At 38.7% G+C, this 15151-nt stretch carries 11 protein-coding genes; 10 read left to right on the top strand and 1 reads right to left on the bottom strand.

Features of this window, described 5'->3' with window-relative positions; translation table 11 throughout:
- Window positions 1-351, top strand: a 351-nt coding sequence (locus AKG34_RS11520) for a group II intron maturase-specific domain-containing protein (protein WP_330219147.1), incomplete at its 5' end; no start/stop codon positions are given.
- 329 nt (window positions 352-680) lie between these two features.
- Entirely contained in the window at window positions 681-1847 is a 1167-nt protein-coding gene (locus AKG34_RS11515) for an MFS transporter (protein WP_053346205.1), read from the top strand.
- Between the two features lie 103 nt (window positions 1848-1950).
- Here the strand turns inward: AKG34_RS11515 and AKG34_RS11510 are convergent, their stop codons facing one another.
- Window positions 1951-2979 carry a LacI family DNA-binding transcriptional regulator gene (locus AKG34_RS11510; RefSeq protein WP_053346204.1) on the bottom strand — a complete coding sequence of 343 codons (1029 nt, stop codon included), beginning with the start codon at window positions 2977-2979 and terminating at the stop codon, window positions 1951-1953.
- Between the two features lie 443 nt (window positions 2980-3422).
- On the opposite strand from AKG34_RS11510, the gene AKG34_RS11505 reads away from it, so the two are divergent.
- The 8 genes from AKG34_RS11505 to AKG34_RS11470 all read left to right on the top strand — a co-directional run bounded on the left by AKG34_RS11505 (window position 3423) and on the right by AKG34_RS11470 (window position 15016).
- A complete protein-coding gene (locus tag AKG34_RS11505; RefSeq protein ID WP_053346203.1) occupies window positions 3423-4967 on the top strand; it encodes a GMC oxidoreductase in 1545 nt (514 codons plus the stop codon).
- A 111-nt stretch (window positions 4968-5078) separates the two neighbouring features.
- Window positions 5079-6467 carry an MFS transporter gene (locus AKG34_RS11500; RefSeq protein WP_053346202.1) on the top strand — a complete coding sequence of 463 codons (1389 nt, stop codon included), beginning with the start codon at window positions 5079-5081 and terminating at the stop codon, window positions 6465-6467.
- 318 nt (window positions 6468-6785) lie between these two features.
- Window positions 6786-8651: a thiamine pyrophosphate-binding protein gene (locus AKG34_RS11495; protein WP_083450763.1), complete on the top strand. Its 1866-nt coding sequence runs from the start codon at window positions 6786-6788 to the stop codon at window positions 8649-8651.
- A 32-nt stretch (window positions 8652-8683) separates the two neighbouring features.
- Window positions 8684-9331: a ThuA domain-containing protein gene (locus AKG34_RS11490; protein WP_053346201.1), complete on the top strand. Its 648-nt coding sequence runs from the start codon at window positions 8684-8686 to the stop codon at window positions 9329-9331.
- Window positions 9332-9575: 244 nt separating this feature from the next.
- A complete protein-coding gene (gene hisD / locus AKG34_RS11485; protein WP_053346200.1) occupies window positions 9576-10868 on the top strand; it encodes a histidinol dehydrogenase in 1293 nt (430 codons plus the stop codon).
- 187 nt (window positions 10869-11055) lie between these two features.
- Window positions 11056-12120: an enoyl-CoA hydratase/isomerase family protein gene (locus AKG34_RS11480; protein WP_053346199.1), complete on the top strand. Its 1065-nt coding sequence runs from the start codon at window positions 11056-11058 to the stop codon at window positions 12118-12120.
- A 198-nt stretch (window positions 12121-12318) separates the two neighbouring features.
- The gene (locus AKG34_RS11475; protein ID WP_053346198.1) at window positions 12319-13521 is read left to right on the top strand and encodes an iron-containing alcohol dehydrogenase; all 1203 of its coding nucleotides are present in this window, start codon (window positions 12319-12321) and stop codon (window positions 13519-13521) included.
- Between the two features lie 34 nt (window positions 13522-13555).
- The gene (locus tag AKG34_RS11470) at window positions 13556-15016 is read left to right on the top strand and encodes a CoA-acylating methylmalonate-semialdehyde dehydrogenase (RefSeq protein WP_053346197.1); all 1461 of its coding nucleotides are present in this window, start codon (window positions 13556-13558) and stop codon (window positions 15014-15016) included.
- The last annotated feature ends 135 nt before the right edge of the window (window positions 15017-15151 follow it).

Below are 15151 nucleotides of genomic sequence, written 5' to 3'. Positions count from 1 at the left end.
GTTCCACTAGACTACCGAATATTGAAATTGAACCAAGTAATAGTTGGATGGGTAAACTACTTCAGAGTGGCAAACATGAAAAAAACGACGGAACGAATAGACACAAAGCTTCGCTCTAGAATTAGGGTCATCATATGGAAACAATGGAAAGTAGCGAAGAAACAAATTAAATCGCTTATTCAACTAGGAATTCCGGAGGAAGAAGCGAAAGGATTAACCTACTGTCGAAAAGGTTACCGATTCATAGGAGTATCCAAAGTCGTCCAAAGAGCAATCTCAAACAAAAGACTAAAGCAGAGGGGAGTCCCCTCTGCTTTAGAACATTATCTAAAAGTACACACTGTGATATAAATTGAAACGCCGTATACGCGAACCGTACGTACGGTGTTGTGAGAGGGGCGAAAATAAACTTATTTTCCCCCTACTCGATTATTCAACTATCGTGTAGAGTGACAATAAAGTTGTTACATTTACAATAAATTCATTTAAGTTATATTATAGTTGTTTAAAAAAGTCGTTTGTTTATAATGGGGAAGTCTGATATAATGATTTGATAAATTTTTAAGGAGTTTTAGAGAGGGTGAGTCAATTGACTAAAAAACTTAGGCAATTGAAAAACGTTTCAGTGTTCCAAACGCTTCTAACTTTGAAAAAATAGTTTAGAAGCGAGGAATAATTATATGAAAAATCAAAGAATCTTTAATAAATCATTTCTTTTTTTATTTATAAGCAACTTTTTAGTTTTTATAGGGTTTGAAATGTTGCTCCCTATTTTGCCAGTCTATTTGTTAAGCATGAATGCATCTTCCTTTCAAGTAGGTTTAGTGACATCATTATTTACGATAGGCGCTGTTCTAATCAGACCTTTTGTAGGGTACTATTTAATTGATAACCAACGGAAAAGTCTAGCTATTAGTGCAAGTGCAGCTTTAATGATTATTACAATGCTGTATCCTTTTCTTAATATTATATCGCTTTTTCTATTGTTACGACTTTTCCATGGCGCAGCGTGGGGGGTATCAACCACAGCCAATAGTACAATAGTAGTCGATTTAATTCCTAAGACACGGTTAGGAGAAGGAATGGGGTATTTCTCTATTTCAACAACGGTCGGGGCTATCATTGCACCGAGTATAGGTATCCTTATCTATGACTCTTTTTCCTTCGATATTTTAATTTGGTCATCAGTAGTTCTCTGCCTATTGGCAGTAATTGCGCTTCAATTTGTATATTCACCTACTACTGTAAAGCGTGAGAAGCAACCATTTCGATTTTTGGATATGATTTTTGAAAAAGACGTATGGTTCCCAGCGTTACTGACGGTTATTACAACACTTGGTTTTGGAGCGATTATTACATTTTTAGTTCTTTTTGGGAAACAAAAGGGATTAGATCATATTTTTCTATTCTTCCTTATCAATGCAACAGTAGCAACTTTACTACGTCCGTTTACCGGAAAATGGTATGACAAAAAAGGACCTTGGTCTATCATCATTATATCAGCTGTGTTAGGATTTTTGTCACTTGTTATGCTGTCTTATGCGACAAATGATCTTCATCTTATTATTGCTGCGATTTTATTTGGGGCGGGTTATGGAACTGTTATGCCATGTTTACAAACATGGACGGTTCAAAAGGTAAGTGAAGAAAAAAGTGGCGCAGCCAACGCAACCTTTTTTTCCAGTTTTGACGTTGGTGTTGGAGTTAGCGCCTTTGTATTAGGTATTTTAGCTGAATGGATTAGTTTAGAGATGATCTTCCGGGTTGTTAGTCTAAGTTTTATTGTTGTTGCTGTTTTAGTCTATAAGGATTTTTTAAATGGTAAGAAAAGGTATAAAAATATATAAATCGATCTAAAACAATCCACCTCTATTAACATAGAGGTGGATTGTTTTGCATAAAAAGTCGATTATAAACTACATAGGTGACAAGAAACATATATATGAATATTTATAAAAATGATGTAGACTTTCTTACTATAAGTTCAATAGGAAGGTTAATACTTACTGGATCAGACGTTCCATGTTCAATTATATTTAAAATAGTTTGAGCTGAAAGGACTCCTTTATTAAATACATTCTGGCTAATTGTCGTCAAACTGGGTATTGAATAACGACTAATTACTAGATCATCAAATCCAACGATAGAATAATCTTTTGGAACCTTCTTTCCATGTTCTAGTAGTGCTTTAATAATACCAACCGCTAAAATATCTGAAGTTGCAAAAATAGCTGTTGCCTTGTCTCCTAATTCTAATAGCTTTAACCCCATTTGAAAGCCAACCTCATAAAAACTACCTGTACCATCAAATAATAGGTCCTCATTCAAAGAAAGATTAGCTTCCTGTAGTGCTTTAATATACCCACTAAGTCGTTTTTCATCTACTGAGATCGTTTTTAAATCGTGCCCCATAAAACTAATACGTTTATGACCCCTATCAATTAAATGTTTTGTAGCAATATACCCGCCCAGTTCATCATCAATTCTAATATTAGGATAGTTTACTCCATGTTTTTCATAATTATCTATTAAAACAATCGGTATATCTAACGTTTTTATTTCGTTATAAACACTCTCAGGAAATAACCCTAAAAAAATGAGACCATCTAAATTTCGTTTTTGAATCCAATTTTTGAATTCAATAGGATTCATCATACCAGAGATGAAGAGGTCATAGTTATGGTTCTTAAAGACATACTCCATTCCACCCAAAATTTCAGTATAGTAATGGTTTTCTCTAAAAATAGGGGCAAGAGAATCATCAAATGTAGGAATTACGACACCTATAATATTTGATTTTTTCTTGGACAAGCTGATTGCAGTGAAATCAGGTTGATAATTAAGCTCTTTAATTGCTTTCAATACTTTTTCTTTTGTTTCTTCCGAAGTTTTGTTTATACCGTTAACTATATTAGAAACGGTTGTACGTGATACGCCTGTATATGCTGCTACATCGCGAATAGTAACTTTTTTTTCCATAATCCCTCCGTTGACCGGTTAACTTAATATAAATTATAAAGATAGGTTGGTTCTAATGCAACACAAAGAACTGGTTAGATTTAATTTTCTAAATAAATTAAATTTTCTTAATCTTTCCTTTACAAAAAAGCAATTAGATGTTAATTTTATTAAGAAATATTTTCAATACAAAAAAAACAAGAAAGGTTAACCGGTCAACAAACAAAAAAGTAAATGGTGAGCCTGATAACAGATGGGACAAGTTTGAACCTCTTGTATCAAGTGAACCGGTCAACAAAAATGAAGTTAATGTTTTTTGCAAGATTTTGTAAGGGTGGATGGGAAACAATTATCCCCGGATGTCTATTTAAGGCTTGCACATCGTAATAATTGAGTGTTAGTAGGATAGCAGAAATTTATCATCCTAATTGGCATCCACCTAAAAAAATGGGAGGATAAAAGAAATGGAAAAGCACTACGACATCATTATAATCGGTACTGGTGCTGGTGGTGGGACTTTGGCTTACGCATTAAAAGACAGCGGAATGAAAATTCTGATTTTAGAGCGTGGCGACTATCTGCCAGAGGAACCAGAAAATTGGAATACGAAAGCAGTATTCACAGAAAAACGCTATAAAACGAAGGAATACTGGTACGACGAACAAGGAAATCCTTTCTCGCCAGGAACTAATTATTGTGTAGGAGGTAATACAAAAGTTTATGGTGCTGTTATGTACCGATTACGAAAAGAAGACTTTAAGGAGATTAAACATGAGGGCGGTATTTCGCCAGCTTGGCCGATAGACTATGAAGACCTAGAACCTTACTATGCTCGTGCTGAAGAACTTTATCTTGTACATGGTAAATCAGGAGAAGATTTAACGGATCCCCCGCGGTCTTCACCTTTTCCTTTTCCAGAAGTTCCTCATGAACCGACATTAGAAAAAATTGCAGCTAGGTTGAAGAAACAAGGACTGAACCCTCTACATCTTCCTATGGCTGTTGACTTACACGAGGGCGGGAAATGTATACGCTGTAAAACATGTGATGGATTCCCATGTAATATCCATGCGAAGGGCGATGCGGATGTGTGCTGTATACAGCCAGCACTTAAATCTCCGAATGTAACTATGATTACAAATGCTTATGCTCACCGAATTTTGACAGATGAAAGTGGAAGTCGTGCTACTGCAGTCGAATTTGAGAAGGATGGAAAAATTTTTATAGCAGTGGCTGACACTATTGTGGCTTCATGTGGTGCTGTAAATTCATCTGCTTTACTTTTACGTTCGGCGAATGCCAAGCATCCTGAAGGATTAGCAAACCAATCGGGCTTAGTTGGACGTAATTATATGATGCATATTAACACTGCGGTCATTGCTTTGGAGCCTAAGGAAAATCCGACTGTCTTCCAAAAAACATTTGCACTTAATGACTTTTACTTTGGTAGCTCTACTTTCCCTTACCCTATGGGAAATGTACAAATGCTTGGGAAACTGCAAGGATCTATGATGAAAGATAAAAAGCCGTTCATCCCTTACCCAATTCTGAACGGTGTTGCAAAGCGAAGTATAGATTTCTTACTTATGTCCGAAGACCTCCCAGATAATGAAAATCGCGTGACTTTAACCGAAGACGGTAAGATTCAGGTTCGATATAAAGTGAATAACATGAATGCTCATAAAGAATTAATTAAAGAGACAAAAAAAATGCTTAAGAGGGCTGGATATCCAATCTTAGTGGCTCAGCCGATGGGGGGAATAGAAACAAATTCCCATCAGTGCGGTACGATTCGTTTTGGTAATGACCCTGCTACCTCAGTCCTTGATCAATACTGTCGAGCCCATACGGTTCAAAACTTATATGTCATGGATGCATCGTTTTTCCCATCATCAGCAGCACTAAATCCAGTTCTAACTATCGTTGCACAAGCGTTGCGTGTTGGGAATCATCTACTTAAGCAAAAGCCCATATTACCAGTTGGTGAAAGTATGCATGTGTCAAAGTGAAATTGTAAAAATGGCCTGATTATGGAAATCAATGAAGGTTAAAACTAGATGCATTACTAAATGTACGAAAACTGAGTAAGGTATGTAATTAAAAGAAGGGAAGTGAGAAGAATGAGTGAATTATTGAAAGCGGATACATTAAAAACGAGTACAAGTTTGAATGACAGATCAAATAAGATAGGTGTAATGGAGAAAGTGAGCTTTGGATTAGGAGATATGGCTTCAAATTTTATTTGGGGCATGACCGCGAGTTATTTACTCTTTTTCTATACCAATGTTTATGGTATTTCAGCAGCTGCAGTTGGCACCTTGTTTTTAATTACAAGAATATGCGATGCCGTTGCTAATCCAGTGATGGGCATTATAGTTGATAGAACTAAAAGTAAACATGGAAAAGCCAGGCCATATTTGCTTTACCTATCCATACCTCTTGGGGTTCTGAGTGTATTAACCTTTATTACACCAGATTTTTCAGACACCGGGAAACTAATATATGCATATATAACATATTTTTTACTAGGACTCTGTTATACAGCGGTCAATCTTCCTTATGGTTCAATGTTAACAATGATGACACAAGATAAGCATGAAAGGCAACAATTAGGTAGTTATCGTACGATGGGAATGGGGATGGGTGCTACTATTGTAGCTTTTTGTACCTTGCCATTAGTCAGCCTTTTCGGGAATGGAAATCAGCAAGTGGGGTTCCCAATTGTGATGGCCTTATATTCTATCCTTGGTACAATAATGTTTTTCCTTGTTTTTAAAAACTGTAAAGAACGATTTGCAGAGTATACAGAAATAGGAGATAAAGATGAAACTAGGAAACAAGTAATCAATATGTTTAAAAATAAACCTTGGATATTGCTTACTATTAGTTGTTTAATGCAATACTTAGGACTAGGAGCGGTGTCTGGTATCATTATCTATTATGCAGCGTATGTTCTAAACGTACCTGCAATGGCTACAATTTTATTGGTAGTGGTCAATGGAGGCAACTTCGTCGGTGGCCTAATTGCAAGCCCTATTTTAAAACGATTTGGTAATAGAAATGGAAATCTCATCGCCCTTGCCGGAGCTTTATTATCATTTATTCTTCTAATCTTTCTAGGTGAACAAACTATCCTTTTTACTATTTTGATGCTTATTACCTACATTTTAATGGGAGTGAGTTTTGCAGCGATCTATGCGATGTTGAGTGATACAGTTGATTATCAAGAGTGGAAATTTGGGAAGAAAAGTGAAAGTTTGCTATATTCTTCATATAGCTTCGCTACCTTATTCGGTATTGCGATAGGTTCTGCACTCGTAGGGTATGCATTAGGATGGGCGGGGTATGACCCAAACGCAATTACGGATGGAGCTCGAAGCGCCATCTCCATTATACTGTTTACTAGTGGCATTTTATTCACAGCACTTCAGATTCTTCCACTCCTGTTCTATAAGCTAGACAGATATCATGGACAAATTCTTAACGAGCTAAATGATAGAAGACCGTAATGGTGGAGCCTCCAAGCACTTTGTTATGAAAAAAAGATAACTGCTATGAGACAAGTTTAAGAAGGAATTGTCATGTGTGATAGCAGATCTATTTATCTGAATATATTAAATTATATAAAAATTGTTCTTTACAAAAAATTATTAAAATGTTAGTTTTGTTAGTGAACCGGTCAACAAAGAAAAAGTATGAACCAAATATGTTAAGGTTGACCGGTCAACAAAAAACTAAATATAAAAGGTAATCCTGATAAGAGTGATTCAATTTTGGGTCTATCGTAGAGGTGAACCGGTCAACAAAACGAGAAAGGGAGAAAAATTATGAGCAAATCAATCGATACCGTGAAAAATGAAGTCGAAAAATTGAGTAATGGTGCAAGTAGTCGTAAGACATTAACAGGTAGTCAAATTATTGCGAAGGCTTTAAAAAATTATGGAGTTCCTTATGTTGCAGGTATTCCTGGTCATGGAAGCTGGACACTCATGGATGCTTTCCATCAGGAAGGCTGTGAAATTCCCTTTATCCAGATGATGCACGAGCAAAGTGCTGTTCATCTCGCAGACGGATATTACCGTGCTTCTGGAAAACCGATGGCTGCTATGACTTCCGTGGGTCCTGGTGCAGCAAATACGATAATTGGATTAGCCGCAGCCTATGCCGACTCGACGGCCACTCTTCTTCTTACTGGTGGGGTTGGAACCCATATGCGTGGTCACGGATGCATGCAGGAATTAGATCGTTACCACTCTAACGATTTTAATCGCGTCACTGAAGGAGTAACTAAGCGAAATTGGGAAGTCAGCCGAGTTGATGAGCTTCCGTTCATTATGCACCGTGCCTTTAACTCTATGTTGAGTGGAAGACCAGGTCCCGTACATGTAGAAGTTCCAATGGACGTACAAGCTGAAAGTGCAGATGTTGAAATTCATGATCTTAAGAAAAGAATGCCGATGGGAAGACTTCGTCCTGACCCAGAGGCAATCGAAGCCGCAGCAAAATTACTGTTGTCCTCTGAACGACCAGTGATTGTTGTCGGAGGTGGCGCCATCACGGCAGAAGCTTCACCTGAATTGCGTCAACTGGCGGAAGTAGTTGGGGCAGCTGTAGTAACAACATGGAATGGAAAAAGTGCAATGCCTGAGGATCACCCTCTATTTGCGGGGGCAATTGGTCATACGGGAACAACTAGCGGCAATTTTCTAGCAGCGAATGCAGACGTAGTCGTCTCAGTTGGTTGTCGATTCACGGATAGTTCTTCTTCAAGTTATGTAAAGGGAGTGACGTACTCTTTCCCTCCAGCCAAGCTCATTCACATTGATATTGATCCACAGGAGATTGGAAAGAACTATCCAACAGAAGTGGGAATTGTAGCCGATGCAAAGTTTGCCCTCCAGGATCTGTTGGAGATCATAACGCCAGAGCAGGCAGAGGAAATGAATGAACGTCGCGGTAGTTATCATCTTGAGATTGAACAGAAAAAGGAAGAGTGGGAACAAAAGCTTGCTCCGCGCCGAGAGAGTGATAGCTCACCAATGACCCAACAACGTGTATTGGCTGAATTACGTAAAGTACTTCCTCGTGACGGAATTGTGGCTGCAGGTTCAGGGAATTGTGAAAGTGTAATTAAACAAGGATTTCCTTTATATGAGCCACGGACTTATATTCACTCAGGAAGCTGGTCACCAATGGGGTGGGCTGTTCCAGCGTCTCTCGGAGCAAAATTGGCAAAGCCAGATAAAAAAGTTGTATGTGTTGTTGGTGATGGGGATTTTATGCAGTCATTACCTGAGATTGCGGTGGCAGTGATGCACAATATTCCTGTAGTTTTCTTGATTTTAAACAACATGGGTTATATGTCTATTCGCGGTGGCCAGCGCAAACTGACCAATCGGCATATTGGAGCTGAATTTAGTTTGAAAAATGGAGAGCCGTACACACCAAATTTCTCTGAAGTAGCTAAAAATTTCGGGCTTAAGTCTTGGAGAACAGAAACGCCAAATGAAGTGGCTAAAGCTCTCGCAGAAGCCTTAGAAGCAGATGGACCTACATTAATAGAAGCAATGACTTCTAGGGATGCAGCAGGTCCATTTACTCCAGGTTGGTGGGACTTCCCAGTGGCGGACTACATGGATAAAGAACGCCGAGATGATTACGCGAAGCACCGATCACTTCAGCAACATCTATAAGTAAAATTTGATTTTTTTGGGAGGGAAATCAAATGAATAGAAAAAAAGCATTGGTATTACATGGCGGATGGAAATGGCATTATCCAACCGAATTGGCTGACTTGACAGTTGATCGTTTGCTTGAGGGGTATGAAGTGGAGTGTACTGATGACTTAAGTATCCTGGAGTCAAATCGCTTACATGAGTTTGATGTAATTATTCCTATCTGGACTGTCGATGGACTCAGTATCATGCAAGAACAGGCGCTGGTTAAAGCCATCGAGCGAGGCGTGGGTCTAGTTGGTTGGCATGCATTAGCCGGGGCATTCGACAGTAGTCATCCTCATAAGTTCTTCAAGATGGTTTTGGGGGGGCATGTTCTCGGTCATCCAGGTGATTTTATAGAGTATGAAGTTGATTTTCCAAAGGATGATCCTTTGACGGATGGACTTTCGAGCTTTAAGTTGTTCTCAGAACAGTACTATATGCATACGGATCCCGGTAATGATGTGATTGCGACTACTGTGATGGACGGGGATGAGTTTACTTGGTTGAAAGGCAACCAGATGCCAGTAGCATGGAAGAGACAATGGGGAAAAGGTCGAGTGTTTTATCACACATTGGGACATAGTACCAAGGAGTTTGAAATCCCTGAGGTAATGGAACTGACTATACGAGGAATCCGTTGGGCCACGAGGTAAACTAGTTATTTATGATAGAGAATAGGTAATTAATATAAAAATAATACTAAATGCACTTACTTTTGTAAAATCAGTCACCTTAAGAACCTATAGAATATTGCAAAACATGAAATAAAAAATATTGATCTTTAAGAGATGAATCTTGATAATTTCGATGATTCATCTCTTAAAGCAAAAGATATATTTAAAATGAACTTCCAATTTTGAATAAAAGTTGTTAAATCGAAAGGAGATAGAATAAGCTATGGCGATTACTTATCTAAAAAGTGCAGAACAGGCGTCTGAATCTGCTAGTCCAGAAATCAGTCAGACAGTTAAACAGATCCTTGAGGATGTGAAAGTACAAGGCATCAAAGCGGTAAGAAAATATTCGCAAAAGTTTGATACGTGGAACCCTGAATCGTTCCGTGTCGATGAAGAAATGATTGAGAAGGCAAGACGAGAAACGCCACCTGAATTGCGAGCTAGTATTGATTTTGCCCGTGAACAGGTAGATAACTTTGCTAGACGTCAACGATCCACAATAAGTAGCCTAGAGGTCGAAACTATGCCCGGCGTCACCCTTGGGCATAAGTTAGTCCCTGTGAATGCAGTCGGCTGTTATGTACCAGGTGGAAGATATCCTCTCATCTCATCTGCTATTATGACGATTACAACTGCAAAGGCGGCGGGTGTGTCACGCGTTATCGCATGCGCTCCTCCAACCAGAGAAGGGGGCATTCATGCACCACAACTTTACGCGATGTCAGCTGCTGGTGCGGATGAGATTTACTGCTTTGGCGGAGTTCAAGCACTTGCGGCAATGGCGTATGGTGTGGACGGTATCAAACCTGTAGATATGATCGTAGGCGCAGGTAATGCGTATGTGGCTGAGGCGAAACGACAACTATTCGGCCCGATAGGTATCGATTTACTAGCAGGTCCAACTGAAGCGTTGGTGATTGCTGATGAGAGCGCCGATGCTAGGCTTGTTGCAGCTGATTTATTGGGACAAGCTGAACATGGCCCCACGTCCCAGGTGGTATTGGTCACTGATTCGGAATTATTTGCACAGAAGGTTATCGAGGAAGTGGAACAGTGGTTGAAGACCTCTTGGCCGACTGCTGAAGTATCGGAGCAGGCATGGAAAAATCGCGGTGAGATTATTTTATGCGACAACCGGGAAGAAGTACTTCAAGTAGCTGATGAGATCGCCTCTGAACATGTTGAACTTCAGACGAGCGATAATAACTGGTATTTTGATCGACTAACCAACTATGGGTCACTATTTATTGGAGCACGGTCAACGGTTGCATATGGAGATAAAGCAATTGGGACAAACCATGTGTTGCCTACTGACGGCGCAGCTCGTTATACTGGCGGGTTATGGGTTGGAAAATTCTTAAAAACTCTGACGTACCAGAAAGTATCGGAAGAGGGAACTAGAGTAGTCGCTCCACATGTTGCAGCGATTTGTGATGCAGAACGGATGGAGGGTCATGCCATCACTGCACGTCTCCGCCTAGAGTACGAAGACAATTTGCTAATTAAGAAATGAACTTGATGCAGAAATATCGGGAGTCAATCTTGGTGTTTTGGTACTATGGACTCCTTCCCCTTCTTGGGGTATAAAAAGTCATTCTACAGAAATTCACATGCGAGTAGTAGAAAGAGATTGATTCCTTTACTTGGAAAGATGTTAACCTCTTGCTATTAACATAATCCTTAAGTCAATGGAGGTTTAAATGGAAACTAACATTTTATGTAATATTGACCGGGGAGTAGGTTGGTTAAAACTGAACCGTCCTCAGGCACTCAATGCTCTTTCTGCAGAAATGGTAGAGAGTCTGAAGACAACTTTAGATACGTGGAGAGCAGATCCAAAAGTGTCGTTAATTTGTATTTTAGGAGAAGGAACAAAAGGTTTGTGTGCTGGAGGTGATATGCGATTCTTCTATAATCAACGGAACGCTAACGTAGAAGAGCATGCCCGCCGTTTCTTTACTACGGAATACCGGATGGATCTAATGATACATCAATACCCAAAACCAATTCTTGTTTATATGGATGGAATTGTTATGGGAGGTGGTGTGGGATTATCTGTCGGGGCAAGTGAAAGGATTGTTACAGAAAAAACAAAATGGGCCATGCCTGAAATGAATATCGGTTTCTTCCCTGATGTAGGCGCAAGTTACTTTCTGAATAAAATGCCTGGTCATGTAGGACGTTACCTTGCGCTAACTGGGGCAACTATACAGCCTGCTGATGTAATTTATGTAGGAGCTGCGAATCGTTATATGGAAAGTACTCGTTGGGAGGAATTCATTTACGAGATTCAAAATAAAAATTGGAATTTGGACGATGCAAGGAAACAAATTTGTGAGTTACTAGATTCCTTTTGTTCTCATCTAGTAGAAAAATCTCCTCTCTCCGCCTTGCAATTAAAAATAGATAAACACTTTGTATATGAAACTCTGGAAGAAATTGTTATTTCATTGGGTGTGGCGGCTGATTCAGGAGACGATTGGGCATCTAAAACAAAATCTACAATCCAATCTAAATCTCCAACTTCATTGAAAGTAACTTTAAGTCAATTACAGAAGGGAAATAATCAGTCACTTACTTCATGTTTTAATATGGAGCTTAAATTAAGTATGAATTTTATGAAGAATCATGATTTCTATGAAGGAGTTCGTTCTGTGTTAGTTGAGAAGGATCGTAAACCACATTGGAGGCCAAATTCTTTAGCTGATGTAAGTAAAGAGGATATAGAGAGGCATTTTAATCATAATATTAATATTTCAAATTAAAAGCACTATGAAAAAATGTGACTCTTAAAAGTAGAGAGTTAAACAACAACAAGTGGGCTTAGGGAAACAAGAGATGACTTCTGAGTTCATCAGGAGTCTTCTTTTTTAAAGGATGGGAGCACATTAATGTTATGACATTTATTAAAGGAGAATTGAGCATTATTTTGAAAGAAAAAAGATAATGAAAGGAGGCGAATTATGGGAGGATATTCAGAGTTTCGTATGCCTAACTCAGTTATATACGGTCAAAATTCTTTAACTCAGCTTGGGGAACAAGTTGTTGCTCATGGTAATAAAGTACTTTTGATAAGTGATCGTATAATGGAGAAAATAGGTCTTGTAAAAAAATGCGGAAAATATTTAGAAGGTTCAGATGTTTCTTATGTTTCATATTTGGATGTTAACACTGAACCGACGGATTTACATATCAATGAAGCACTTAATCTTTGCTTAAGAGAGCAATGTGATGTCATTGTGGCGGTAGGAGGAGGCAGTTGCATCGACGCTGCCAAAGCTGTAGCAGTAGTAGCAACCAATGGTGGATATATTGGTGATTATATGGGAGGGAATTCTACAATAAAGGAACAACCTATTCCTCTCATTGCAATTCCAACTACGGCTGGAACTGGTTCAGAAGTAACAAACGTAACAGTGATCACCAATACTAAGGAAGATATTAAAATGATGATTAAACATCCATCATTCCTTCCAAATGTAGCTATTGTGGATCCAATTCTTACAATTTCAACACCACCTCCAGTTACCGCCGCAACAGGAATTGATGCACTTTGCCATGCAATTGAAGCTTATATATCACGTTTTTCACAACCATTAACAGAAAATTTTGCACTTTCGGCGATAGAAGCTATTTTGAATCATTTAAGAATAGCTTATGAAGACCGAGAGAATTTGGATGCAAGAGAAAAAATGGCAATTGCGTCTATGCAAGCTGGCCTTGCTTTTACTAATGCTTCCGTCACGCTAGTTCATGGGATGTCACGACCAATTGGAGCTTTATTTCACGTGCCGCACGGTATTTCAAATGCCATGTTGCTTCCAGCGGTACTCGAATTTACTAAAGAATCTGCCATCGATGCATTAGCAACAATTGGAAGAGTTATATCTCCCGAATTGAAAACTTCGACAAATGAAGAGTTAGCAGATGTGACTATCAATAAGATTAAGCAGCTTTGTTACGATTTGAATATCCCGAATATGAAAAAGTGGGGAATCGATGAAAATAAATTTCAACAAGTAGTTCATAAAATGGCAACTGATGCTATAGCAAGTGGCAGTCCCGCAAATAACCCAAAAGTGCCATCTCACCAAGAAATAGTTGATCTATATTACTACTGTTTTGATTATGATTTTCAGGCCAGCAAAAATACAATTAAATCATAAAAGTCTACTAGTTTATTAAAAAGGAGAATACAAAATGTCAACTACAACTAACACAAAAGTAATTAAAAATTATATTGGCGGTGAATGGGTAGCATCATCTACGGCCAAAACGGAATCTGTATATAATCCAGCTACAGGTGAAGTCATTGCTCAAGTACCACTTTCAACAAAAGAAGATGTAGAGCAAGCTGTACAAGCAGCTAACAAAGCCTTTAAAGGATGGTCAAAAACAGCTGTGCCAAAACGAGCGCGTATCCTGTTTAAATACCAACAATTATTAGTAGAAAATTGGGATGAGTTAGCGAAAATAGTCACAATTGAAAATGGGAAAAGCTTTAACGAGGCGCATGGGGAAGTACAACGTGGAATCGAATGTGTTGAATTTGCAGCAGGAGCTCCTACATTAATGATGGGGAAACAGCTTCCTGATATTGCAACAGGCATTGAGTCTGGTATGTATCGCTATCCAATTGGAGTTATTGGTGGTATTACACCTTTTAACTTCCCAATGATGGTGCCGTGTTGGATGTTCCCACTTGCGATTGCTTGTGGTAATACATTTGTATTGAAGCCATCAGAGCGAACACCACTTTTAGCTGCAAGAATAGTAGAATTATTTGAAGAAGCTGGTTTACCAAGAGGCGTACTAAACATCGTCAATGGTGCCCATGAAGTGGTAAATGGCCTTCTTGAACATAAATTAGTTAAAGCTATTTCATTTGTTGGCTCACAGCCAGTAGCTGAGTATGTGTACAAAAAAGGAACAGAGAACTTAAAACGTGTTCAAGCGTTGGCTGGTGCGAAAAATCATTCAATTGTGCTAAATGATGCAGATCTAAATATAGCAACGAAACAAATTATTGGGGCAGCTTTCGGTTCAGCTGGAGAGCGTTGTATGGCGGCATCGATTGTAACTGTGCAAGAAGAGATTGCAGATCAATTGATCGACAGATTAGTAGAAGAAGCGAACAATATTGTGATTGGCAACGGGTTAGAAGAGAATGTATTCTTAGGACCTGTTATTCGTGAAAATCATAAAGAACGTACGCTTAGCTACATTGATTCGGGCGTGAAAGAAGGAGCTCAATTAGTTCGTGATGGCCGTGAAGATGCAGCTGTGAACGGGAAAGGCTACTTTGTTGGGCCAACTATTTTTGATAACGTAACACAAGAAATGAAAATATGGCAAGATGAAATTTTTGCACCAGTGTTATCTATTGTACGTGTCAAAACATTAGAAGAAGCAATTGATGTGGCTAACAATTCTCGATTCGCAAATGGTGCTTGTATTTATACAGATAGTGGTGCAAATGTACGCGAATTCCGTGAAAATATCGAATCTGGCATGCTAGGTGTGAATGTAGGGGTTCCTGCACCTATGGCATTCTTTCCATTCTCTGGTTGGAAAGATTCTTTCTATGGGGATCTGCATGCCAATGGTACAGATGGCGTTGAATTCTTCACAAGAAAAAAAATGGTCACAGCCCGTTACTAGAAAGATAGTTAGGAAGAAGAGTGAGAAATAAAAAACAATCCCTAAAATACAGTTCATGTCTTCCTCTAACTTACTAGCTTAAGAATCCACTCTCTGTTTTCAAATTTTCATGTTGCTTAATTTAATGTAGGATTT

Origin of the sequence: Peribacillus butanolivorans, from assembly GCF_001273755.1 — a bacterium.
Lineage (GTDB): Bacteria > Bacillota > Bacilli > Bacillales > DSM-1321 > Peribacillus > Peribacillus butanolivorans.
Note: the sequence above shows the minus strand (reverse complement) of the source record. Positions and strands in the feature narration are given on the sequence as shown.